The 24,174-nt window shown below is 64.9% G+C and carries 23 protein-coding genes; 18 read left to right on the forward strand and 5 right to left on the reverse strand.

Features of this window, described 5'->3' with window-relative positions; all coding sequences use genetic code 11:
• Window positions 1–56 precede the first annotated feature (56 nt).
• On the reverse strand, window positions 57–290 hold the full coding sequence (locus tag ABFE16_17530; GenBank protein ID MEN6347103.1) for a hypothetical protein: 234 nt from the start codon (window positions 288–290) through the stop codon (window positions 57–59).
• A gap of 180 nt (window positions 291–470) precedes the next feature.
• Between ABFE16_17530 and ABFE16_17535 the strand changes: the two genes are divergently transcribed.
• From ABFE16_17535 to menA, 9 genes are all read left to right on the forward strand, one after another.
• Entirely contained in the window at window positions 471–2,309 is a 1,839-nt protein-coding gene (locus tag ABFE16_17535) for an APC family permease (protein MEN6347104.1), read from the forward strand.
• 135 nt (window positions 2,310–2,444) lie between these two features.
• The gene (locus ABFE16_17540) at window positions 2,445–3,545 is read left to right on the forward strand and encodes a DegT/DnrJ/EryC1/StrS family aminotransferase (GenBank protein ID MEN6347105.1); all 1,101 of its coding nucleotides are present in this window, start codon (window positions 2,445–2,447) and stop codon (window positions 3,543–3,545) included.
• 249 nt (window positions 3,546–3,794) lie between these two features.
• Window positions 3,795–4,799, forward strand: coding sequence for a Gfo/Idh/MocA family oxidoreductase (locus ABFE16_17545; protein MEN6347106.1), 1,005 nt, complete (start codon window positions 3,795–3,797; stop codon window positions 4,797–4,799).
• Window positions 4,800–4,920: 121 nt separating this feature from the next.
• Complete coding sequence (locus ABFE16_17550; protein ID MEN6347107.1) at window positions 4,921–6,273, forward strand: phosphomannomutase/phosphoglucomutase; 1,353 nt, start codon at window positions 4,921–4,923, stop codon at window positions 6,271–6,273.
• A 66-nt stretch (window positions 6,274–6,339) separates the two neighbouring features.
• Window positions 6,340–7,617 carry a glycosyltransferase family 9 protein gene (locus tag ABFE16_17555; GenBank protein MEN6347108.1) on the forward strand — a complete coding sequence of 426 codons (1,278 nt, stop codon included), beginning with the start codon at window positions 6,340–6,342 and terminating at the stop codon, window positions 7,615–7,617.
• Between the two features lie 74 nt (window positions 7,618–7,691).
• Window positions 7,692–9,062, forward strand: coding sequence for a hypothetical protein (locus ABFE16_17560; protein MEN6347109.1), 1,371 nt, complete (start codon window positions 7,692–7,694; stop codon window positions 9,060–9,062).
• Window positions 9,063–9,092: 30 nt separating this feature from the next.
• Window positions 9,093–10,499, forward strand: coding sequence for a glycosyltransferase family 39 protein (locus ABFE16_17565; GenBank protein ID MEN6347110.1), 1,407 nt, complete (start codon window positions 9,093–9,095; stop codon window positions 10,497–10,499).
• 112 nt (window positions 10,500–10,611) lie between these two features.
• Window positions 10,612–11,565 (forward strand): FAD-dependent oxidoreductase, encoded by a 954-nt coding sequence (locus ABFE16_17570; GenBank protein MEN6347111.1) that lies wholly within the window; start codon window positions 10,612–10,614, stop codon window positions 11,563–11,565.
• A 99-nt stretch (window positions 11,566–11,664) separates the two neighbouring features.
• Entirely contained in the window at window positions 11,665–12,582 is a 918-nt protein-coding gene (gene menA / locus ABFE16_17575; GenBank protein ID MEN6347112.1) for a 1,4-dihydroxy-2-naphthoate octaprenyltransferase, read from the forward strand.
• A 27-nt stretch (window positions 12,583–12,609) separates the two neighbouring features.
• On the opposite strand, the gene ABFE16_17580 is transcribed toward menA, so the two are convergent.
• From ABFE16_17580 to ABFE16_17590, 3 genes are all read right to left on the reverse strand, one after another.
• Window positions 12,610–13,161: an HDIG domain-containing metalloprotein gene (locus tag ABFE16_17580; GenBank protein ID MEN6347113.1), complete on the reverse strand. Its 552-nt coding sequence runs from the start codon at window positions 13,159–13,161 to the stop codon at window positions 12,610–12,612.
• 53 nt (window positions 13,162–13,214) lie between these two features.
• Entirely contained in the window at window positions 13,215–14,012 is a 798-nt protein-coding gene (locus ABFE16_17585; protein ID MEN6347114.1) for a metallophosphoesterase, read from the reverse strand.
• Window positions 14,013–14,294: 282 nt separating this feature from the next.
• Window positions 14,295–14,738 carry an Hsp20/alpha crystallin family protein gene (locus ABFE16_17590; GenBank protein ID MEN6347115.1) on the reverse strand — a complete coding sequence of 148 codons (444 nt, stop codon included), beginning with the start codon at window positions 14,736–14,738 and terminating at the stop codon, window positions 14,295–14,297.
• Window positions 14,739–15,083: 345 nt separating this feature from the next.
• On the opposite strand from ABFE16_17590, the gene ABFE16_17595 reads away from it, so the two are divergent.
• From ABFE16_17595 to ABFE16_17635, 9 genes are all read left to right on the forward strand, one after another.
• Window positions 15,084–16,136 carry a CapA family protein gene (locus ABFE16_17595; protein MEN6347116.1) on the forward strand — a complete coding sequence of 351 codons (1,053 nt, stop codon included), beginning with the start codon at window positions 15,084–15,086 and terminating at the stop codon, window positions 16,134–16,136.
• A gap of 37 nt (window positions 16,137–16,173) precedes the next feature.
• Window positions 16,174–17,103 carry a peptidyl-prolyl cis-trans isomerase gene (locus ABFE16_17600; GenBank protein ID MEN6347117.1) on the forward strand — a complete coding sequence of 310 codons (930 nt, stop codon included), beginning with the start codon at window positions 16,174–16,176 and terminating at the stop codon, window positions 17,101–17,103.
• A gap of 419 nt (window positions 17,104–17,522) precedes the next feature.
• Window positions 17,523–18,386 carry a 30S ribosomal protein S2 gene (gene rpsB, locus ABFE16_17605; GenBank protein ID MEN6347118.1) on the forward strand — a complete coding sequence of 288 codons (864 nt, stop codon included), beginning with the start codon at window positions 17,523–17,525 and terminating at the stop codon, window positions 18,384–18,386.
• 177 nt (window positions 18,387–18,563) lie between these two features.
• On the forward strand, window positions 18,564–19,163 hold the full coding sequence (tsf, locus tag ABFE16_17610) for a translation elongation factor Ts (protein ID MEN6347119.1): 600 nt from the start codon (window positions 18,564–18,566) through the stop codon (window positions 19,161–19,163).
• A gap of 1 nt (window position 19,164) precedes the next feature.
• Window positions 19,165–19,917, forward strand: a complete 753-nt coding sequence (gene pyrH / locus ABFE16_17615; protein MEN6347120.1) for a UMP kinase — start codon at window positions 19,165–19,167, stop codon at window positions 19,915–19,917.
• Window positions 19,918–19,986: 69 nt separating this feature from the next.
• Window positions 19,987–20,547, forward strand: coding sequence for a ribosome recycling factor (gene frr / locus ABFE16_17620; protein ID MEN6347121.1), 561 nt, complete (start codon window positions 19,987–19,989; stop codon window positions 20,545–20,547).
• Window positions 20,544–20,756, forward strand: a complete 213-nt coding sequence (locus ABFE16_17625) for a hypothetical protein (GenBank protein MEN6347122.1) — start codon at window positions 20,544–20,546, stop codon at window positions 20,754–20,756. The genes frr and ABFE16_17625 overlap by 4 nt, the downstream gene beginning before the upstream one ends.
• Window positions 20,757–20,999: 243 nt before the next feature.
• Entirely contained in the window at window positions 21,000–21,773 is a 774-nt protein-coding gene (gene uppS, locus ABFE16_17630) for a polyprenyl diphosphate synthase (GenBank protein ID MEN6347123.1), read from the forward strand.
• 74 nt (window positions 21,774–21,847) lie between these two features.
• On the forward strand, window positions 21,848–22,927 hold the full coding sequence (locus tag ABFE16_17635) for a uroporphyrinogen decarboxylase family protein (GenBank protein ID MEN6347124.1): 1,080 nt from the start codon (window positions 21,848–21,850) through the stop codon (window positions 22,925–22,927).
• A 5-nt stretch (window positions 22,928–22,932) separates the two neighbouring features.
• Here the strand turns inward: ABFE16_17635 and ABFE16_17640 are convergent, their stop codons facing one another.
• A complete protein-coding gene (locus ABFE16_17640; GenBank protein ID MEN6347125.1) occupies window positions 22,933–24,102 on the reverse strand; it encodes a DNA polymerase IV in 1,170 nt (389 codons plus the stop codon).
• Between the last annotated feature and the right edge of the window lie 72 nt (window positions 24,103–24,174).

Consider the following 24,174-nt stretch of genomic DNA (forward strand, 5'->3'; position numbering starts at 1 on the left):
GCCATATTACTACGACCGGGGCCGCCGCCGCAACCGCAGCACTGCCGAGACAGTCCCTATCCTCCGGGACGGCTCCCTCCCGGCTGTCCGGGCCACTGCGAGGAAATCGGAGCTTCGAGCCCGATGTTGTACTCTTCCTTGCAGTTGGGACACTTCAGGAGCATCGCCAGACGGCCTGTGGCCATCCCCATCTGGCCGGCGCGGAACACCAGGTGGAAGCCTCCGTCATAGCCGCAGTTCTCGCACACCGCGAACTCCGTAACGACCATCTTCGGCGTCGCCTGTCCCATGGCCTCCCGACACCTCCAGGGCGGCAATTGTCAAGCGTCGAGCGCAGCCATCATAGTACAGTACCGGCTTTTGCTCAAGACTAGCGAAACTGCGTGCGGAGGAGCGGTGTGGTATAATGCGGCCGGTTGTTTTACGAGAACGGTCGGCGTTGTCGCCCTTCCGAACCGAGAGGAATCTCCATGCCCAGCATGTTGCGCCGCCTGCTGATTGGCGAGCCGCTTCCTACCCAACAGCAGGCGCAAGAACGTCTCAGCAATTTCGCGGCCCTCGCGGTCTTCGCCTCGGACGGGGTCTCCTCGGTAGCGTACGCGACGGAAGAGATCCTGCTCATGCTTGCCCTGGCGGGCAGCGCCGGGATGCTGTTTTCGATGCCGGTGGCCATCGCCATCGCCACGCTGATCGCCATCGTGGCAACCTCCTACCGGCAAGTCGTATACGCCTATCCCTCCGGTGGCGGTTCGTATGCGGTGGCGCGCGAGAATCTGGGCATCATCCCGGGGCAGATCACTGGGGCAGCGCTGTTCGTGGACTACGTGCTGACGGTCTCCGTCTCGACGGCCTCCGGAATTGCGGCCGTGACCTCTGCGGTGCCGACTCTGTTCGAGCACCGGGTAGTGCTCTGCGTCATCGCCATCGCTTTCGTGACCGTCGCGAACCTCCGGGGCGTGCGTGAGTCGGCCCGGGTGTTCATGTTCCCAACCTACGGGTTCATGTTCTTCCTGTACGCCATGGTCGTGGCGGGGCTCTATCGCCACTTTACCGGAGCCGGCCCGGCCGAAACGCTCCCCGCCCAATCGGACGTCACACAGGTCTACCAGAACGCCTCGCTGTTTCTTGTGCTGCGGGCCTTCTCCTCGGGTTGTGCAGCCCTGACCGGCATTGAATGTGTCTCGAACGGTGTCCAGGCCTTCCGCGAGCCGGTCTCGAAGAACGCCTCGCAGGTTCTCTCGCGTCTGGCCCTCATTCTCGGCTCGCTCTTTCTGGGGATCACCTTCCTGTCGCGCACCTTCCACGTGATGCCCATCCACGAGGAGACCGTCGTCTCGCAGATCGCCCGCGCCAGCTTCGGGCACGGGTTCTTTTACTATGGCGTGCAGATGTTCACCGCCGTCATCCTGATCCTGGGTGCGAACACCAGCTTCAACGGCTTCCCACGGCTGGCCCGCGTGCAGGCTCTGGATGGGTTCTTGCCCCGGCAGTTCGCGAACCTCGGCGACCGGCTGGTCTACTCCAACGGCATCATCGCGCTCGGTGTGCTTTCCTCGGCGCTCATCGTCGTGTTCCGTGGCGAGACCCATCGACTGATCCCGCTGTACGCAGTCGGCGTGTTCCTGAGCTTCACGCTGTCGCAGGCCGGGCTGGTCCGACACTGGTTCAAGGCTCGCGACGAGGAACCGCGATGGAAGTCGCGGGCCTTCATCAACGGCCTGGGAGCGCTGGTCACCGGTGTGGTCGTGGTGGTCATCGCCGTCACCAAGTTCGTCCACGGCGCCTGGATCGTTGTTATCCTGATCCCGATGTTCGTGGGCGTCTTCCTGTCCATCCGCCGCCATTACGATGCGGTAGCCCAGAAGCTGTCCCTGCAGGGCATCGAGCCACCGACGGACGGCAACAACCTGGTGCTGGTGCTGGTGGGGAGCGTGCATCGTGGTGTCCTGGGCGCGATTCGCTACGCACGGTCCATCGCCAAGACACCGGAGAGTGTGCGAGCAATACACATTGAGACAGAGGCGAATCGTCCGCGAGCGGAGTTCGTCACCCGGTGGGAGCGGTATGGCCTTGGCCTGCCGCTTGTGGTGCTCAAGTCGCCCTATCGCAACCTGGTGGAGCCCCTGATGTCCTACATCGACGAAGCCCTGGAGAAGGAGGGCTTCGATTCGGTGACCCTCGTCCTGCCTGAGTTTGTGGTGGGTAAGTGGTATGAGAACCTTCTTCATAACCAGACTGCGCTTTGGCTGCAGGTGGCACTGCGCAATCGCCCCAACGTGGTGATTGCCAACTATCGTTACTATCTGTAGCCCCCAAGACCCCTCGGTCACTGCAACTTTCGGCCGTTCGGTTGTCTAACTGCTCAATCCTCGCGTGCTACGGGCGGACCTTTTCGCCTTGCCTGGGTACCGGGGGTGTTCTTGGCAATTGAAGGAGAGCCCCTTGTGGAAGTCCCCCTGATGGACCTGAAGACGCAGTACCTCGAGCTGCGGGACGAACTCCTGAAGGTCGTGGATGACGCCCTCACCTCGATGCAGTTGTTCCTCGGCCCGAACGTGCAAGCGCTGGAGAGCGAGTGGGCCGAGTACTGTGGTGTCCCGCACGCCGTGGGGGTCGGCAACGGTACCGAGGCCATCTGTCTCGCCCTGAAGGCGCTGGGTATTGGCCCTGGCGACGAAGTGATCACCGTGCCCTGGACCTTCATCGCGACCATCGAGGCCATCTGCCACACCGGCGCGAAGCCGGTCGTGGTGGACATCGACCCCCAGACCTACTGCATGGACCCCAACTGCCTTGAAGACGCCATCACGCCGCAGACCCGTGCGGTGGTGCCGGTGCACATCTTTGGGCATTCCGCCGACATCGATGCGATCCGTGCCGTGACGCTGCCGCACGATGTGGTCATCGTGGAGGATGCTGCGCAGGCTCATGGCGCGACCTACAAGGGCCGCCGCACCGGGTCACTGGGGATTGCCGCCGCCTTCAGCTTCTATCAGACCAAGAATCTGGGCGGCTACGGCGAGGGCGGCATCGTCACGACGACCTGCGACGAGGTCTATGAGAAGCTGACGCTGCTGCGCAACCACGGGCACCTGTCCAAGTACGAGCACGCCATCATCGGCTACAACGCGCGTCTGGATGAGATTCAGGCGGCGATGCTGCGCGTGAAGATGAAGCACCTGGATGCGTGGAATGACCGGCGCCGCGAGCTGTCGGCCATGTACACCGAGCGGCTGAAGGACCTGCCGCTGGTCACGCCCTATGAGGCGCCTGGTGTACACCATGTGTACCACCTGTACTGCATCCGGACCAAGAAGCGGGACGAGCTGGCGGCGGCCTTCCAGGAGGCCCACATCGGGCACTCGCTACACTACAAGGCACCGGCCAACACTCAGCCGGCCTGCAAGCCCTACGGTCTCGACCAGGCGAAGCTGCCCGTCACCATGGCGCTGGCGCAGGAGACGATCCAGCTTCCGATGCACCCGCTGCTCAAGGAGTCGGAGATCGACTACGTGTGCGACGTGGTGCGCAAGGTCGTCGGCTAGTCCGAAGGCCCCGATCAGAGAGAGGCAATCTGGCCGCCCGAGGCAGAGTCCCACGCTTCGGGCGGTTTTCGATTCCCGGTGAGGAGAGCCGGTCCGCAGTTCCTCGAGGCAGGAGCCCCTTTCGACCCTCGGGCTTGATTTCCGTCCTGTGCTGGTCCATTATTAGGCGTCGTATGGGAGGAGGCCGGAAGTCCGGCCTCCAGGGCGCCACTGGCGCCACACCACGATTTCCCCAGGGAGGGTATCTCCATGGCAGTACGAGTTGGCTTCATCGGCGCCGGTGGGATGAACTCATCGCACATGCGTAACCTGGCCCAGATCAAGGACGCAGAGATCGTCGCCATCTGTGACCTGCAGGAAGAGCGGGCCAAGCAGCGTGCGGAGGAGTACGGCGCGGAGGCATACACCTGCTGGAAGAAGATGCTCAAGGATGCCAAAATGGACGCCCTGTACGTAGCCGTCCCGCCCTTCGCGCACGAGGGTCAGGAGCAGGCTGCTGCCGAACTGGGCATCCACTTGTTCGTGGAGAAGCCCGTGGCCGTCAACATCGAGACGGCTCAGTCCGTGCTCAGCGCCATCAAGAAGGCCGGTGTCATCGCGACCGCCGGGTTCCAGGACCGCTACCAGGACACCGTCGCCCTCATGAAGGGCCTCCTCGCCAAGAACAAGCCCGCGATGGTCATGGGCTACTGGATCGGCGGAATGCCGGGTGTGCCGTGGTGGCGCGTGAAGGCGCAGTCGGGTGGCCAGGCCGTCGAGCAGACCATCCACACCTTCGACATGGCCCGCTACCTGCTGGGCGAGGTCAAGAGCGTACAGTGCACCTGGTCCACGGGCCTCATGACCGAGGTGCCCAACTACGACGTTGAGGACGCCACCTGCGTGAACTTGCAGTTCGAGAGCGGCGTGTGCGGCACGATCTTCTCCGGCTGCTTCCTCAAGGGTCTCGGTGGCAAGGTGGGTCTGGACATCTGGTGCCAGGCCATGCGGATCGAGTACGCCGGCCGCAAGCAGGTTACCGTCATGGAGCCCGAAAAGGAGCCCGTAGTCACTCAGGTCGGCAACACTCCGGGCCTCGACTTCGACACGACCTTCATGAAGGCCGTGGCTGCCGCCGGCAAGGACGCCAAAGCGGCCCAGGCCATGCTCAAGAGCAGCTACGCCGATGCCTGCCGCAGTCTCGCCGTGCCGCTGGCGGCCAACGAGTCCATCGCGACCGGCGCCGTGGTCGAGCCCGTGAAGTTCGAGGACTAAAGCGGCCTCACAATTGCAGAGCTACCAGGGCCACTCCCTTGCGGAGTGGCCCTTTCGTTTGGGTTGCGAAGATCGCTATAATGGGGGAGCAGTCGGATCCCCTGAAAGGACACGCATCAGTATGCCTGCATCGGTGGACCCTGCCATTTTCCGCGCCTATGACATCCGGGGCAAGGTCGGAGAGCAGATCACACCCGAGGCCGTGCGGCTCATTGCCCGGGCCTACGCCACCCGCTTCGTCGACCGGCCCAAGCCCACCATCGCCGTCAGTCGCGACCTGCGCACCTCCTCGGAGGAACTGGCGAGCGCGGCGATCGAGGGGATCCTGAGCACCGGGGTCAACGTGGTTGATGTCGGGCAGGCGCCGACACCCGGACTGTACTTCGCCATCGGTCTGTGGGGTCTGGACGGCGGCATGGGCATCACCGCCAGTCACCGGCCGCCCGAAGACAACGGCATCAAGGTCCGCATGGGCGACGGGCCCTTCTTCGGCGACGATCTCCAGCTGTTGAAGGACGAGGTCCTTGCCGGGAACTTCGCCGGCGGCCAGGGGAGCTACGAGCAGCGAGACTTCTACCCGGACTACTTCCGGCTGGCCTGCCAACAACTGCACATCGACCGTCCGCTGCGCCTCGTGCTGGACCTGGGCAACGGCTGCGGGACTCTCACCGCTCCGCGGCTGCTGCGGGAGCTCGGCTGCGACGTGACCACGGTCTTCGAGGAGCCCGACGGCAACTTCCCCGGACGCGGACCCGACCCCACTCACCCCGGCGCCATGGATACGCTGAAGAGTCGTGTTGTGGAGCTGGGGGCCGAACTCGGCGTGGCCATCGATGCCGACGGGGACCGGGTCGCGATCGTCGACCACACCGGGCAGGTTGTCGAGCCCGATCAGTATGTGCTTCCCGTCTGCCGCGAGGTGCTGGCGCAAGGTCCGGCGACCTTTGTCTCCGAGGTGCGGTGCTCGCAGTCCATCGTCGACGACATTCGCGCTCACGGCGGCGACATCAACCTCGTAGCAGTCGGGTATCCCTTCATCCTCGAAGCAATGAGGGAGCATGGCTCGCCCGTGGGCTTTGAGACCACCGGGCACTGCTACTTCAAGGATCCCTACTTCAAGTTTGATGACGCCAGCTTCGCCGCCGCGCGGATTCTCGGAGCCATATCGCGCAGCAGCGAGAACCTGCACGATCTCGTCGCCTCGGCGCCGAAGTACTACCCGGCCGATCCACCGCGGATAGCCTGCCCGGATGACCGTAAGTTTGCGCTGGTGGAAGAGGTGGCTGAGAGCTACCGGGGCACCCATGACCTCAGCGAAGTCGACGGGGTGAGGATTCAGTACCCGGACGGCTGGGCGGTCCTGCGAGCCTCCAACACCGGGGCAGAGCTGGTGCTTCGCTGGGAAGGTAGCAGTCCGGAGGCACGAGACCGAATCGGTGAGGAGCTTATGGGGCGCCTCAAGGAGCGGCTGTAAGGGGTGGCCTGAGGAGCAGAGGCACCGGCGGCCCCTCTTAGGGCTCCCGGACACTGGTGACAAGTCATGGCAAGTCTGGCCCAGAAACGTCGTCTCGATACCACGCTCGGAGCGCCGATCTGCACGATCCTGAATCTGCTCGCGCGGATCCTGGGCGCAATCCTTCGGCGTGACCACTCGCTTGCCAGGCCGCCACGACGCATCCTGGTCATCAAGCTGGTCGGCCTGGGCAGCGTAGTACACTCGACGCTGCTGCTGCGGGCGCTCAAGGCGAAGTACCCCGAGGCGACGCTGGGGTTCCTGTGCTTCCGGGAGCTGCGCGGCCTGTTAGGGCGCATCGAGGACGTCGACGAGATCCTCTCGCTCGATGATAGCTCCTACTGGCGGCTGCTGCGCAGTGTGCTCGGGTTCATCTGGGGCTCCTGGCGGCGGCCCTTCGACCTGGTCATCGACCTCGAAGTGCACTCCAAGTTTTCCACCATCCTGTCCACTCTCACCTGCGGCCGGGATCGCGCGGGCTACTACGTCATCACCACGCGCTTCCGCAGTGGCCTGTACACGCATCTGGTATACTACAACCGCTATCGGCACGTGCAGGAGGCCTACCGGCAGTTGGGCCGTGCCCTTGGGGTCGAGGCCGGAGTCGGCCAGCCTCTCGCACCGCGGCTTACGGAGGAAGAGCGCGACTTCGCCGAGAAGCTGCTGGAGCAGTGGCAGGTCGGGAATCGGCACCTGCTGCTGGTGAATGTGAATGCCGGTGACCTGTGCCTGGAACGGCGCTGGGAGCCCTGGAAGTTCGCGCGGGTGATGGAGGTCTTCGCCGCCCGGGAGGGCGTGGTCGTGGTCATGACCGGCTCGGCGGCCGAGCAGGCCTACACGGAGTCGGTGCGGCAGAGGGTCGATGAATCGGTCCGCGGCCGGGTGGTGAACTCCGCCGGTACCATGGGCTTCGGCCAGTACCTGGCACTTTTGGCCCGCTCCGGGGCGTTGCTTACCAATGACAGCGGGCCGCTGCACCTGGCGGCGTCTTTCGGCGTGTCCACGGTCTCGCTGTGGGGCCCCGGACTGCCCGCGACCTATCAGCCGCTGGTGGGCAATCACCGTGCCCTGTGCCGGGACACCTACTGCTCGCCCTGCCTGTACTGGGTGGATGAGCTGCCCTGTGCAGGCGACAATGTATGCATGCAGAGGATCAGTTGGCAGGAAGTTGCCGCCGCAACGGCGGAGGTGCTGGGCCTTAGCGTGACCCATCCTGAGGCCGACGAGACGACTGCGCAGGAAGCGGAGACGAAGGCCGAAGGCTACTTCGTGCGCCGGTCGGTTCCGCCGCCGCAGAACGGCTAGACGGGACACCGCAACGGTCGCGACGACACCTGCGCTTGTGCCTCCTTGATGTAACCCGCAAAGGACTCTCGACCATGCCGGACGCAGCCTCCGACAGCCTGAGCACCGAGACGACCACAGAGCCGCGACCGGTGGCGCAGTGGGAGCCTCGCCGTGACCCGCTGGTCTGGCTGATCGTGATCGTGTACTTCGCCCTGGCCGTGACCACGGGCTTCGTGCATGAACTGGGCTATGCGCCGGACGAGACGAGCCGGCACTATCCCTACGTGCAGTGGCTGGCGAAGGAGCACCGGATTCCGCCGGCCGACTACTCGCAGCCGGCGGCGCCTCTCAACCTGCATCCCCCGCTGTACTACCTGGCCATGGTTCCCGTGTACCTGCTGGCCGCTCCCTATGGTAACCGGGTGGCTTTGCGAGCACTGCGGCTGACCTCGCCCTTCCTGATCCTTCCCGTGATACTGATGTGGTTCGGCGTGATTCGGCGTGCCTGCGGCAACGACCGCAGGACGACGCTGTTCGCCTTCGCCCTCACCGCCTGGTGGCCGAACCTGTTTGTGGATGCCGGGATGCTCAATAACGACGTGGGCACGCTGCTGATCCTCTCGGGGTTGCTGTACCTGATCGTCGCGAAGCAGTGGCAGTCTCGCAGCCTGGGCTCGGCGGCTTTGTGGGGTGCGCTCTTGGGTGTGGGCGGACTGGTGAAGACCTCGGTGCCGGTGGCCGGGGTCCCCGTGGTCGCTGTGGCCCTGGTCTGGCAGCATGGGCGCAGCTTCTGGCGTGATGGCCGCTTCTGGACACGGGGCATGCTGGCCGCAGCGACCTGCGTCGCCCTCTGCGGCTGGTGGTTCCTGCGCAACCTGGAGCTGTTCGGCTCCCTCACCTGCATCACCCGCTCGATGGGCTTTTGCATGATCCCGGCGGGCCTCTCGAACTGGGACGCGATCGTGATGGGGATCGCCGGAAAGCTCCTGCTGCGGGCCATCAACGGCCTGTGGGTGAGTGTCTTCGCGGGTGCCGTGTGGTTCCCGGACTGGTCGCACCCGGTGGTGTACGGGGTGCTGCGTCTGCTGACCGCCCTCGGCGTGATCGGAGTAGTCGTCGGGCTGTGGCGGCTGAAGACCGGCAAGGTGCACTTCGCGCCGGGCCAGGTCGAGGCGATTCTGCTGCCCGTGATCGGCTTCGCGGTGCTGTACCTGTCCGACCTTCATGTGTCGGTGTTCGTCCACGCGGGCTTCTACCAGGGCGGCCGCTACCTGCTGCCCTTCCTGCCCGGTCTGACGATCCCGCTGGCCCTGGGGCTGCGACAGCTCTGCCCCGCACGGGCTCGGAACGGCCTGGGCATCGTCGTGGCCCTGTTCTTCCTGTGCCTCAACTTCCTGTCCTGGTATCACATCATCACCTACTGGAATCCCTACGTGCTGCAGACCGCCGGACGGTTCCAGTAGCCTGCGGATGAGACGACCCACAAGCCCACCATGAGCGATCCACAGCAGACCCCTCCCCAAACCGAGACGAGTACCGCACCTTCCGCTGAGCCCCGTAGCGAAGGGCTTTGGCATGGCCTCTTCGCCCTGGTGCTGGTGGTGTACCTGGCGCTGGGCAGCTACCTGGTCGCGATCCTGCCGCTGTGGGGCGGCGTGGCGGATGAGCCGATCCACTTCGGCTACTGCAAGTACATCGCGGTAAAGGGCCATCTGCCCGCGCTGTGGGATCACATCACCGACGACCTGCACTACTACTACCTCGCGCCGGGCGCCGGAGAGGCCGCTCACCACCCGCCCTCCTACTACCTGCTGGGCTCTCTCGTATGTCGGGCGTTCCTGCACACCCCGCTGCCGGTGCAGAACTACGCTGTACGGGCGATGTCCCTGCTGTTAGGGTTCCTGTCGCTGTGCTTCCTGTATCCGGCCTTCCGGCTTCTGCTGCCCAGGCGGCCGGAGCTTGCGGTGGCGGCTGTTGCCTTTGTCGCCGTATTCCCGCAGCGCCTCCTGATGTGCTCCATCATCGCGCCCGAGGCTTCGGGGATCTTCGCTGCCTCGGCGGCCCTGTGGATGTTCGCCCACTATCGCGCAACGCCACAACGCTGGGGCTGGCTCTGGGGTGCCGGTGCGATGGCCGGCATGATGGCGCTGACGAAGTCGACCTTGCTGCCCTTCTGCGTAGCGTTCTTCGTGACGGCACTCGTGCTGCCGCTGCAGTCCGGGCTGAGTCGCCGGGAGAAAAGCCTCGCGATCGGCGGGTTCATCCTGTGCGGCGCCCTGGTGTGCCTCTGGTGGTATGTCCGCAATATCGTGGAGTACGGCCAGCTCGTGCCGACCTCTGTCACCCCGGGGAGCCTCGACACCGCGGTCAAGGTCGCCGGTGGGCCGGACATGATCGCGCTGCTGTTCCTCCCGCGAGGCCGGTTCTACTACAAGCTGGCGGTCACAGGCATCTTCTGGTACTTCTGGTCCCCGAGCGACTGGATCCCGGCAGGCCTCCGGCCGATCTTCCTTGCTGTGGCGGCCCTGACCTGGATCGGCGCAATCGTCGGAATCTGGTGGGGACGCAGACGGCGCGAACCGCTCCTGGACAGCCTCTGGCAGCCGATCCTGCTGCCCTTCCTGTGGGCGATTCCGCTGCTATTCATCTTCTATCTGCGCTGGACGGTCACGACCTGCATCCAGGCCCACGCGGAGTTCGGCAAGTTCGTGATGCCGGTCCTGGGCTACCTGACTCTGCTGCTGGCCCTGGGGCTCAATAGCCTCTTTGGCCGCAGAGCCGCCCTCCTGCTGGTAGCCTTCGCGCTGTTCTTTGTGGCCTGGGACCTGGTGGCCTATCACAATCTCGCAACGGTGCTCATTCCAGCGCATGCTGGTGACTGGACCCCGCCGCCCTATTGAGAAGCCGGAGACAGAGGTGGAGTGGAGGAAGGTCGGCGGGCCTTTGAGAAGGCTTGGGGAAGGCTGTTTCCTCACTACACGGCCCTGATCGATGCCGAAGGTGGGATGACCGATGGCCCAGGACCATGTATATGACCTCGCTATTCTGGGAGGCGGACCGGGAGGATTGACCGCCGCCGTCTACGCCTCCCGCAAGCAACTCGACGTCGTCATGATCACCGGCGACATCGGCGGTCAGACGAACCTCACGCAGGACATCGAGAACTACATGGGGTTCCGCTTCATCAGCGGGCAGGAGCTGGCGGACAAGTTCCGCGAGCAGGTCGAGCAGTTCCCGATCAAGATCATGCTCGGCAAGCTGGCGGAGGGGGTTCAGCAGGAGGGCAAGCTCTTCCGGATCGCGGTGAGCGGCAAGGAAGAAGTCGTCGCTCGCACGGTCATCATCGCTACGGGCAAGCGTTCACGGACGCTCGGGGTGCCCGGTGAGAAGGAGCTTGTCGGCCGCGGCGTCAGCTTCTGCTCCATCTGCGACGGCCCCTTCTTCCGCGACCAGCGTGTCGCGGTCGTCGGTGGCGGGAACTCGGGAATCACCGCCGTCATCGACCTGCTCAAGGTGGCGCGGGAGATCACCGTCCTAGAGATCACCGATACCTGGCGCGCCGACCCTGTGCTGCTTGAGCGTGCGCGGGCTTCCGAGAAGGTCCGCTGGCTTGCCGGGCATCGAGTGGTGCGGATCGAGGGAACGGAAGAGGTCACGGGGATCGTCGTTACGCCAACTGCCGGCGGCCCAGAGGAGCTCATCAAGCTGGAGGGCGTGTTCCTGGAGATCGGCCTGCAGCCGAATACCGGCTTCCTCAAGGGCTTTGTGGAGCTCAACGAGTACGGAGAGGTCGTCATCGACTCCCGCTGCCGGACCAGCATCCCGGGGGTCCTGGCTGCCGGCGATGTGACCAACACGCCGGAGAAGCAGATCATCGTCGCTGCCGGAGAGGGCGCCAAAGCGGCCCTGGGAGTCTACCAGTACCTGCTGGGCGTGGAGGATGTTCGGCAACTGCAGACCTGGTAGGCCAGGATCGCGCACAGCTTCTGCGGGAGCCGGCTTCCGTGGTCGGCTCCCTTGCTCTTGTCAGCCATTTCTTGCCTCGGAGTCTGGAAGACCACGCCTATGATCTCGCGGGTGCTGCTTTGGATTCGCGCCGCTCGTGTGCCCTTCTTCACCGGGAGCGTCATGCCGGTATGTGTGTGCAGTGCCATGGCCTGGTACGAGACCGGGCGCTTCCACTGGGGCTACTGGCTGGTGACCGTGGTGTCGATGATGCTGATTCACGCCGGGGCGAATCTGGCCAACGACTACTTCGACCACCTCAGCGGCAATGACCCCGCGAACACGGAGTTCGTGAACCCCTTCACGGGCGGCAGTCGCGTGATCCAGGACCTGGAGGTCTGGCCGCTAGATGTGCTCTGGGCTGCCCTGCTCTGCCTGGGTGCCGGGAGCCTGCTAGGGCTGTACCTGGTGTATGCGCGAGGCCTGTGGATCCTGGCAATCGGCCTGGTGGGTGTGATCTCGGCCTTCTGCTACAGTGGCCCGCCGCTGCGGTTGGGCTATCGCGGCGTCGGCGAGTTGTTCATCTTCCTGGACTTCGGGATTCTGCCTGCGCTCGGGGCCTACTACGTGCAGGCGCAGACCTTCTCCTGGGGAGCAATCGCGGCGGGACTGCCCAACGCTCTGCTCATCACGGCGGTCCTGTTCATCAACCAGTTCCAGGACATGCGGGCCGATATGGTGGCCGACAAGCGGCACTGGGTTGTGCGGCTGGGGCGGAAGCGTGCCCGGTGGTACTACTATGCGCTCGTGACGGCAGCTCCCTTGTGCGTGATCGGCGGCGTTATCCTCGGATGGCTGCCGACAACGGCAATGATCGGCGTGGGTGGAGGTGTGCTCCTGCCGGGGATGATCTGGACGGCAGGGAGGTACTACGACGAGCCGGCGGAGCTTGCCCCGGCCAATGCCTCGACGATCGTCATGCACCTGCTGACGGGTGTGCTGCTCACGGTCGGCATCCTGCTGGGCGGCACGGCGTGAGTACCCCGACTGCCGAGTGGCCACGCTCTAGAGCCCAAGCTCCGCACTGATCTCGCGCATCGACTCAATCGTGAACTGGATATGCTCGGAGAGGTCGATGCCGAGCTCGTCGGCGCCTCGCTGGAGGTCCTCGCGACTCACGGCAGCGGCGAAGGACTTGTCCTTCATCTTCTTGCGCACAGACTTGGCCTCGAGGTCGCTCAGACTCCGCGACGGCCGCACAAGTGCGCAGGCGATGATGAAGCCCGTTAGCTCATCCACAGCAAAGAGGGCCTTGCGCAGGGGAGTATCCAGGGGCACGCCGGTGAAGGGCGCATGGGCCAGGACATCCTGGACGAGCGCTTCGTCGACGCCGCGCTCCCGGAGAATCTCGGAGCCCTTCAGCGGGTGATCGGGAAGCTGCGGGTGGATCTCCCAATCGAAGTCATGCAGCAGCCCCACGACCCCCCAGTACTCCTCGTCTCCACCCAGCTTCCGAGCGTAACCGCGCATCGCGGCCTCCACGGCATAGGCGTGCTTGCGCAGGCTGTCGGTCTGCGTGAACTCGTGCAGGATCGTCAGGGCCTCGTCGCGCGTCATCGCTATCCCTCCCACGACTGCCTCGAAACGGGAACCGGCGGAGCCTTCCCCGGTTACAGCTTCCGCACCTGCACCCGGTAGCTCCCACCCGACACAGTGACCAGAAGGTAGTGGTAGTAGCCGCCGCGAGAGGCCTGCGCATAGAGCGGCGCACCACCTCCGGCGGTGATCACGTAGTCCACCCCGTCCTTCTCCTTGCGGCTGAACAGGTGCTCGTGGCCCGCGAAGACGCAGTCCACACCCTCGCGGACAAAGAGAGCGTGCAGGGCGTCGCGCTCCTGGGGATGCTGGTCGAGGCTGCTGCCGATGTGCACGCTGACCGGATACAGCGGCTGGTGCAGGGCCACGAAGGTCAGCGCCGCCGCGCGATTCGCGGCGAGGTCCTGCTTGAGCCAGGCGAGTTGCTTGCTGCCGATGCGACCACTCAGGCCCGGCTCCTCGGTGTCGAGGAGGATGAAATGGCAGGCACCGCGGTTGAAGCTGTAGTAGCCGGCGTCGAAGTACTGGCAGAAGACCCGGTGGTTGTAGTTGCTGCCGAGGATGTCATGGTTGCCGGGCGCCAGGGCGACGGGAATCGTCCCGAAGGCCTGCAGCGGGGCGATAGCAAGGAAGAAGCCCTGCCACTGGTAGGCCAGGGTGTCGGGCTTGCTGCTGCCCTCGATGTAGTCGCCGGTGCCGAGCACCACAATCGGTCGCTGAGTGGCCATGTCGGCCGATAGCTTGCGCATGATCTCTGAGTAGTGCTCGCGGCCGGGGCGAGAGTCGCCGAAGACCGCGAAGTTGAAGCTGGTGAGGTCCTGGGCGAAGGCGTAGGAAGAGAGCAAGGCCACTGCGCAGACCGCGAGCAGCATCGCCCTGAGAGCGGCCCTCAGGCGGAGGCAAAGATAAGGCGACACGGAGCGCGAGACCGGGCTGTACACAGAGGACTTCCCTTCCTGAGCCACCGGCATGATAGCACAGGCCCTGCCCGGTGCAAAGCGCGCGTGGCAGGAGGGCACAAGGCCTTCGGTCCACCGGTCCCGGACACGGAAAGGGGACAGCCCCCCAAAGGAGGCTGTCCCCAAGATGGCTCCTTCTCCACACCCTCATACCCCTTGGAGCCGTCTGCCCCAGATGGAGAAAGGTCTGCGGCCTTACTGCGTAGGGGCCCCGGCAATCTCGATCTTGCGCGGCTTAGCCTCTTCGCGCTTGCCGACGCGTACCTCAAGGACGCCGTCGGTGAACTTGGCGCTGACCTGCTCGGGGTCAACGTTGCGCGGCAAGGCCAGGGACCGCTGGAAGGCCCCGTAGGGTCGCTCGATGCGGTGGTACTTGACGGTCTCGGTGTCCTCGGGCGCCGGTTTGTCGCCACTGATGGTCACAACGTTGTCCTCGACGTGCACCTGGATACTATCCATGGCTACGCCGGGAAGTTCGGCGGAGAGGACGTAGGCGTCCTGGGTTTCGGCGACGTCCAGCGGGAGGTAGCCGAGAGCATCTGCCAACTCCTGCCCTCTACGGGCGAGTCCGGAGCGTGCCCACCTGTCCATGTCATCCATCATGGCCCTCATCGCATTCCACGGCTCTCTCGTCAACATGCTCAACACCCCCTAAGGTTTGTCGGTGCTCTATGGGCGAGGTTCCGCCCTTCATTTGCAAGCAGTATAATGCTTGAGTGCATTGCTGTCAAGCTGTTTTCTTCCTTGCGCGAAGGGTCCTTTGCCCACGGTTGACGCCCCTGCCCGCATGGGATATCATTCCCGGGAACCCTTCACGGTCAGGATGCCCTTCCCATGCATCAGGCGGGTCTTGCGGCAGTTCGGCCTCGAGTCCTACCCCCTACGTGGCAATGCCTTCTCTGGTCCGTGATCGCTCTCGCGGCCGCAACGACCCTGGGTTGCCGTGCTGCGCCCGGCGAGACACGGCCCCTTGATGGGCCCACTGTGGCGGCCGCAGCAGTCGATCGCCCGACTCCCAGGCCGGCACCCCGTGCCCTGTGGATGGCGGCCGTCGGCGACATCATGCTCGACCGAAAGGTCGGCAAACTGATCAACGCCAACGGGACCGAGAGTATTCTCGCGAAGGTCCGGAATCGTCTGCAAGCCCCTAACCTGACCTTTGGCAACCTGGAGTGTCCGCTGTCGACCGAGGGGCCGCACGATCCCCACAACTGCTGCTTCCGGGCTCAACCCGGGACCGTGGCGGTGCTGCAGGACGGCGGCTTTGATGTGGTCTCGCTCGCCAACAACCACAGTCTCAATGCGGGACGGGAGGGGATCCTGCAGACGCTGGAGACCCTCGACAAGGCCCGGATCGCCTACTGTGGGGCGCGACGTGAGCGGGAGCGCGGGATGGAGCCGACGATCCTGCGCGTAGGTGGCCTGCGGGTCGGCTTCATGGCCTTCACCGACCTGAGCTTCGAGCATGGCTCGTACTCGAAGTTCACCGGCGATGGCGAGGCAGCGTGCGCTGCGGTGACCTCGGCCAGGGGGCAGTGCGACCTGCTGTTCGTCTCGGTACACTGGGGTGAGGAGTACCAGAGCATGCCCCAGCAGAGCCAGACAAAGACGGCACGGGCGCTTCTCGATGCGGGTGCCGACTGCATCCTGGGCCACCATCCGCACACTCTCCAGGGGATCGGCGTGTACAAGGGCAAGCCGATTCTGTACAGCATGGGCAACTTCGTTTTTGACCAGCGGCAGGGCGAGCGCATGGAGAGCGCGGTCTTCGAGCTCTTCTACAAGGAGCCCGGCCTATGGCAGATCAATGCCACGCCGGTGTGGATCCCGCCCGACCGTCTGGGACCGATCTATCCGGCGGCAGAGCGTTCGCAGGGCATCGCCCGACGCCTCCGGGACATCTCGACGGCCCTGGGTACGCCGGCCAGGGTCGAGAATGGGCGAGTGGTGGTCCGGATTTCGCCGCCGGCTGCTCCGGCGCAACCCGCCGTCGGCGAGCAACCTGCGCAGAACTCCGCACCGGCGCCAGGTGTCTAACCGCACATCACACTATCGTTTGCGTCAGGAGACGGCGATGACCGCACGTACCTTGTTTGTTGTGCTGGCACTGGCCCTTGTGAGCGTCGGGGCCCTTGCCCAGCAGCCGGTGGAGAAGTCCCATGCGCCGGGCGTGGCTGACCCCGTTGCGACGGTCAACGGGAAGCCGATCACTCAAGAGCAGTATCGCAACACCCTCATCGACTGGTTCGGCAGGGAAGTCTTTGAGGAGATGATCCAGACCGAGACCATCACTCAGGCGGCGGAGCGCGCGAAGGTCGTCGTCACCGATGAGCAGGTGGACAAGCGGCTGGCGCTGATGCAGTCCGACATCGAGGAGAAGGCGGCAACGGGCCAGGGCCCGACCTTCGCCCAGTGGATGGCGAGCCGGCGGGTAACCCTTGCCAACCTGCGCGCCCGACTGCGCAGCGAGCTGCAGCTTGAGGGTCTGGTCTCTGACGAGGTCAAGGTGACCTCCTCGGAGGCCCAGGACTTCTACGACAAGAACCAGAAGGCTTTTGCGGAGCCGGAGCGCGTGAAGATCAGCGTGATCACGGTGAAGACCGAAGACGAAGCCAACAAGGTTCGTACGCTGATCAACAGCAAGCAGAAGAACTGGGGCGACGCCGCACGCGAGTTCAACATCAACCCGTACACGGCCAAGACCGGCGGCGACCTGGGCTATTGCATAGATGACGGCAGCCCCATCGCCAAGGCGGCTTTCGGGCTGAAGGCCGACCTGGAGATCAGTGCCCCGGTGAGCTTCCAGAGCGCGTTCCACATTGTGCGCCGTGAGGACCGCCAGAAGGCTCGCATCGCGCCCTTCGACGAAGTCAAGCAGAGCATCGTAAGCATGCTCCTGGAGCAGAGGCTGTTCGAGACGAAGATGAAGAAGCGCACCGAGCTGCGCAATCAGGCCGTCATCCAGCGCCTTGTGGAGTTCCCGGAGGCAGTGGCGACCCCTTAAGGAAGCCGTCGACCCCCGGGGCGCAGTTGACGCACCCGCAGGGGCTGTGCTATTCTCAACGCGCGCCGGAGTGTACGTACTCCGGCCCACAACCCGCATGGCGGCAGACCTTGAGATCATCCCCCGGACACCGCTCCCGGCGAGGGCAGTAGGAGGGACGGGGCCAGGGGATGGTTTTCGCTGTGCGTGGTCAGTCGCAAATCCTGCTGCAGATGATCCCCCAGGCTGGGGCGTCTGCCGCAGCAGCAACGTCGCAAGCCGTCGCGGCCGCCTCTGCGGTCCGAAGGAAGCGACGTGCGGTCCGAGGTAGATTAGGCCCTCGCCCCGAGACGATCGCGAAGGAATCGCCTAGCGCGAGCCCTTCCAGTCTCACGCGGACCGTGAGGCAGACCCTGGCAGGTCTGCAGGAGGTGGCCACTTTGGCCCTCGTAAGCATGAAAGAGCTGTTGGAGGCAGGGGTGCACTTCGGGCACCAGACCCGACGGTGGAACCCCAAGATGAAGCGCTTCATCTACCATGAGCGCAACGGCATCTACATCGTCGACCTGCACCAGACGCTGCGACTGCTCGAGACGGCGTACAACTTCGTCCGTGACACCGCGGCCCAGGGCAAGCAGGTGCTCTTTGTCGGCACCAAGCGCCAGGCCGAGGATGCAGTCCGCCAGAGCGCAGAGCGCTGCGGCATGCCCTATGTCAACCGCCGCTGGCTCGGCGGAATGCTGACCAACTTCCGGACCATGGCCGACCGCGTCAAGTACATGGAAGAGCTGGAGACGGCTGAGAAGACCGGCGAGTGGACCCGCCTGACCAAGAAGGAGGGCCTGGTTCTCAAGCGCGAGCAGGAGAAGCTGGTCTACAACCTCGGCGGCATTCGCACTCTGAAGGGCGTTCCGGGCGCTGTCTACATCGTCGACCTGAAGCGTGAGCACCTGTCCGCGACGGAAGCCAACAAGCTCGGCGTGCCCGTGGTCTCCATCGTTGATACGAACTGCGACCCGGACATGGTCGATTACGTGGTCCCCGGCAACGATGACGCGATCCGCGCGATCCGTCTCATCACCGGCAAGATGGCGGACGCCGTGATCGAGGGCCAGCAGGAGTACCAGTCACGTCTGGCTGAGGCGGCCGCTCTGGCCGAAGCCGAGAAGGCACGTGCCGAGGAAGAGGCACAGGCCAAGGATGCCGAGGTCTGGACCGGCGCCGTCGAGGACCAGTTCATTGAGGACCAGTTCGAAGACGCCTTCGGCGAAGGCACCAGCAGCACCAGCACCAGCAGCAGCTAGCGAGGAGTCCCGAAGTCGCAGCGGCCGCTTCGGGACTCCGGACGGCCAGTGGCGAGAGCGGTGCAGCACCCGCGACGCAAGGGGCTCCAAGAGCCCTGCCTGAACTACGCACGATACCGGGGCGGCGCCGACCGTTAGGGCGTCGCCCCTTTCCGGGTCCACCCCTGGGAGGATGACATGGCCATTACGGCTGAAGACGTCAAGAAGTTGCGCGAGAAGACCGGAGCAGGCATGATGGACTGCAAGAAGGCCTTGCAGGAAGCCAACGGCAACATGGAAGAGGCCATCGCCAGCCTGCGCAAGCACGGCATCGCCGTCGCCACCAAGCGTGAGGGCAAGACCGCTCAGCAGGGAACCATCGCCACCTACATCCACGCCGGCGACCAGATCGGCGTTCTCGTCGAGCTCAACTGCGAGACCGACTTCGTCGCCCGCACCGACGACTTCAAGGCCTTCGCGCGCGAAGTCTGCATGCAGGTCGCCGCCCAGCAGCCCAAGTGGGTTGCACCGGAGGACGTCCCGGCGGACGCCGTCGAACGCGAGAAACAAATCCTGCGCGAGCAGGCGTTGAACGAGGGTAAGCCTGAGGCGATCGTCGAGCGAATGGTTGAGGGACGCGTCAAGAAGTTCTACGAGAACTACTGCCTGGTCAACCAGGCCTACATCCGCGACGACTCCAAGACGATCGGCGACCTGCTCAATGAGTTGCTCGCCAAGACCGGGGAACGCGTTCTTGTCCGCCGGTTCGTGCGCTATCAGGTCGGGGAGGAGTTGTAGGATGTCGGCACGGTCTACCCAGCGAGGCCCCTGGGAACTCGTCTTGCTCAAGCTCAGCGGCGAATCCCTGAAGGGACCGCAGCCCTACGGTATCCACCGGCCCACGGTCAGCGCCATCGCCAAGCAGATCATCGAGGCGACGACGCGGGGCATCCGGTTTGGTGTCATCGTGGGCGGCGGCAATATCTGGCGTGGCGGCGAGGCGGCTGCTGAGGGTATGGACCGTGCCACCGCAGACTACGCGGGAATGGTCGCAACGGTCATCAACGCCATCGCGCTCCAGGACGCCCTGGAGCGCAATGGCATCGAAACCCGCCTGCTGACGGCCATTGAGATGCGCGCCGTGGCGGAGCCCTTCATCCGGCGCCGGGCCATTCGGCACCTGGAGAAGGGGCGTGTGGTCATCTTCGCCGCCGGCAGCGGCAACCCGTTCTTCACTACAGATACGGCAGCCGTGCTGCGCGCCAGTGAGATCGGCGCCCAGGCGATCCTCAAGGCGACCAATGTGGACGGCGTCTACGACCGCGACCCGCGGAAGAACCCGGACGCAGTCTTCTACAAGGAATTGACGCACCACGAGGCCCTGACCGCCGGTCTGCGCGTGATGGACTCCACGGCCATTGCGCTGGCAATGGACAATGGACTGCCCATTGTGGTATTTAACGTAACGACGCCGGAGAACATCGTCCGCGCCGCCACGGGAGAGCCGGTGGGCACCCTGGTGCACACACCGGCGAAGCCGGAAGGCCAGTAGGCGGGCGGCGGGCCCTGCAATCCGTGTTGTGTCGATGTTCCCACCCCATGCATCGAAGGAGGGAGCACCATGCCGACGGAAGACATCATCGCCGAAGCCAAGCAGCGCATGAAGCGAGCGGCGGAGAAGCTCGAGCACGAGTTCACAACCATCCGTACCGGCCGCGCTTCAGCAACCATTCTGGACCGTCTCAAGGTGTCCTACTACGGCAGTGAGATGCCGATCAACCAGTTGGCCACCGTGTCGATCCCTGAGGCACGGCTGATCGTCATCACTCCCTGGGACAAGGGGTCGCTGCGGGCCATTGAGAAGGCGATTCTCACCTCGGACCTGAACCTGACCCCCGCCAGCGACGGCAACGTCGTACGCCTGGAGATCCCGGCTCTCACCGAGGAGCGCCGCAAGGAGCTCGCCAGACTCGTGAGCCAGAAGGCGGAGGACGGCCGGGTTGCGGTCCGGAACGTCCGCCGCGACGCCAACGCCCACATCGAGAAGCTGGAGAAATCCTCCGACGTGTCCGAAGACGACGTCGAGCACGCCAAGAAGGAAGTCCAGGACGCGACGAACGCCATGATCAAGGAGATCGACCGCGCCGCGGAGAAGAAGACGGCGGAGGTCATGGAAGTTTGAGCCCTGAGCCCCCCGACGTAACCGCCTGGCCTCTGGAAGCTGCCCGGCAGGTTCTGACAGAGGCAGGCTGGCAAGTGCAGGTGACTGTCGCCGGCCATCCCCGGGGCAAGACCGGGCTCGGAACTCAGCGAGTGGTCCGGCAGGGCCTCCTGCGCGAGAAACTGGTGGAGCTGGTGGTTGTGTTCGCCCGGTATGAGCAGCCTGCCTGACCAGGGCGGACGGCCGGTTCGGCTCAAACCAGACAAGAGGAGACGACCCTAAGCGTCGGCAGACTGGATGCCTTACCCTCGTCTGCCGGCGCTTATCTGTATGCGGCGAGCCTTCGTCAGAGGCTGTGTTGCGGTGTCTGACGAGAGCGCCGGCAAACTGATTCCCCGGCTGGGAGTGCGAGCGGAACTGCGGTCGAGTTGTCGTACTCGTTCCCAGCCCCTGAGAGTAGACGGTGAGGGACCTTGGCTGATCTGATGGCGTGGAGAGAGCCACTCGTCGGACACGTGCTGCCGAAGCACATTGCGGTGATCATGGACGGAAACGGGCGCTGGGCCCACCAGCGCGGTCTGCCGCGAATCCAGGGGCACTTCCAGGGGCGGAAGGCTGCGAAACGGTGCGTTCAGGCTTGCGTGGACCTGGGGATTGAGGCGCTGTCGATGTACGCCTTCAGCGCCGAGAACTGGCGACGCCCCGAAGACGAAGTGCGGGGTATCCTGGACCTGCTCGAGGCGGCCATCCGCGAGGAGACGCCGGAGCTTCATGACGTCGAGGTTCGGCTGACGGCCTCGGGACGTCTGCACGAGCTTCCCGAGAGCCTGCAGCAGACCATCGCGCAGAGCCGGGAGGAGACCAAGCACCACAAGGGCCTCACCCTCAACCTGCTGATCAACTACGGCGGGCGGACCGAGATCGTCGACGCGGCCAAGATGGTGGCCCGCAAGGCCATGGCAGGCGAGCTCGACCTGGACAAGCTGGAGGAGAAGGGCTTCTCCGCGCTGATGTACTCGCCGGAGTTGCCCGATCCGGACCTGGTGATCCGTCCCGGCGGCGAGCTGCGGATCAGCAACTTCCTGCTCTGGGAGCTTGCCTACAGCGAGATCGTCCTGATGCCGGTGCTGTGGCCGGACTTCAATGAGCACCACCTGGTGGAGGCCATCCTGGAGTACAGCCACCGGCAGCGCCGGTTCGGCGGTCTGGCTTCGGATGACGCCCGGCACCTGGTTATGCCCGAGTAGAGGCGGACGGCCGCTGCGCCCCCGGGGCACTACAAGAGAAGGTATCTGGCTCGCGATTCCCAGGAGGTCGTGCCATGGTGCCGGAGCCGAACTTCGACCGCGTGCTGGCTGCGCTGCGACGCGAAGAGCCCGACCGGGTTCCCGTGTGCGAATTCCTGGTCGATCCGCCGGTGAAGGAAGCCTTTCTGGGCCGGCATGTGGGCAACTCGCTGGTCCGCGCCGACGAGTATGACGTGGCGGCGGATGTGCAGTTCTGGTACCAGGCCGGCTTCGACTTCATGCATCTGGCGCCCAACTATCTGGGCCTGTTCACGGGTGGCTGGAACGTCGCCGAGAGCGAGTACAGCGTCTACGATGACAAGCCGGTGCAGAAGGCCTGGATGGAGGAGCACCAAGGCGTCCTCCGCAGCCGCGAGGACCTCGAGAGCTACCCCTGGCCCGAGGCCGAAGACGTGGACCTCAGCGATATCCTCCAGGCGGCCGAACTGCTCCCCGAGGGGATGATGCTCACCAGTGGGACCTGGGGCATCTTCGAGACCACCCGGGCGCTGATGGGCTTCGAGGGCCTCGTGTATGCGCTCTACGACCAGCCGGGACTGGTGGAGGCGGTGCTGGACCGGATGGGGCATTTCCTCTTTGGGGTGTTCCAGCGGGTGCTGGAGCTGCCTCGAGTCGGCGCGGTCTGGTTCGCCGACGACCTCTCCAGCACGGACACCTACTTCGTCAACCCCCAGTGGTACCGTCAACACCTCTTCCCCTGGATGCGCAAGTATGGCGAGGCGGCCGCCGCCCATGGCCTGCCGCTGATCTACCACTGCGACGGGCGGATGTGGGAGGTCCTGCCGGACGTCGTCGACTGCGGGTTCGCCGCGATCCAGCCGGTGGAGCCCAAGGCGATGGACATCGTCGAGGTGAAGCGCCAGTATGGCAAGCACCTGTGCCTGATCGGCAACATCAATCTTGGCGGCAGTCTGGTGCGCGGGACTCCGCAGGAGGTTGAAGCGGAGGTTCGGCAGAGGATCCGGGAGCTTGCCCCCGGCGGCGGCTACATGGTGGGCAGCAGCAACTCCATCACCAACTACGTGCCGCTGGACAACTTCCGAGCGATGGTCGAGGCGACCTTCAAGTGGGGCCGGTACCCGATCCAGGCCTGAAACGGTCAGCTCTCCTCATGATCGCCCTCCACGAGCCTGCCTCGACGGATCGCGTCACGGCCAAAGCGGCTGCGGAGAGCGTCCACGGCCTCATCCAGGGCGGAGTGGACGGCGCCGCCCTCCTCGAAGAGGGACGGCTGCACTTCCTCGCCGAAGCCTGAGAGCCCGACGCCGAGGAGCCGCACCTTGCGACCCGTCAGCGGCGCCTCACCCAGCAGTCGCAGGACCACTTGGTAGAGAGTCGCGTCGGCATCGGTGGGACGAGGCAAGGTCTGGCGACGGGTGATCGTCTCGAAGCTCTCGAAACGCAGCTTTAGCTGAATGGTTCGGCCCCGCAGACCGCCTCGACGCACTCTTCGCCCCACATCCTCGGCCAGACGCAACAGCGTGGCCTCCATCAGAGCACGGTCGGCGATGTCCTGGGCGAAGGTGGTCTCGGCGCTGACAGACTTGGCCTCGCGCTCGGTCTCGACCGGACGGTCATCTTGTCCCAGGGCCAGCGAGTGCAGGTGTGGGCCGAGGTTGCCAAACTGGCGCTGCAGGTGGTCCTCAGGGAAGCGGGCTAACTGGCCGATGGTGCGCAGGCCCAGATCGTGAAGACGCCGCTCGGTGGCCTTGCCCACACCCCACAGGCGGGAGATTGGCAGCGGGGCCAGGAAGGCGGCCTCCTGACCGGCAGGCACCACCACAAAGCCGTCCGGTTTGCGCAGGTCCGAGGCAATCTTGGCCACGAACTTGTTGGAGGCGACTCCAACGGAGGCGGGGAGGTCGAGCTCAGTGCGGATCCGGGCCTTGATCTCGCGGCCGATGTGCTCAGCCTCACCGAAGAGGCGCCGGGAGCCGGTGACATCCAGGAAGGCCTCGTCGACGGAGATCTGCTCCAGCAGTGGGGTATAATGGCGTAAGATGGCCATGACCTGCCGGGAGACCTCCTGGTAGCGCGCCATGCGAACCGGCAGGAAGACAGCCTGCGGGCAGAGACGTCCGGCCTGAGATGAAGGCATCGCCGAGCGGACACCGAAGACCCGGGCCTCGTAGGAAGCCGCCGAGACGACCCCACGGGCAGCCGGCGGCGCACCCACGATGACGGGTCGTCCGCGCAACTGCGGGTCGTCGCGTTGCTCGACCGAGGCGTAGAAGGCATCCATGTCGACGTGGAGGATGTCGCGAGGCATGGTCTGGGAGGACTTCGTCACAGGGCGGGCTTAGTCCTGTCTGCTTGATGCGGGCTGGTGACCGGCAGCTCC

It is taken from the genome of Armatimonadia bacterium (genome assembly GCA_039679385.1).
Lineage (GTDB): Bacteria > Armatimonadota > Zipacnadia > Zipacnadales > JABUFB01 > JAJFTQ01.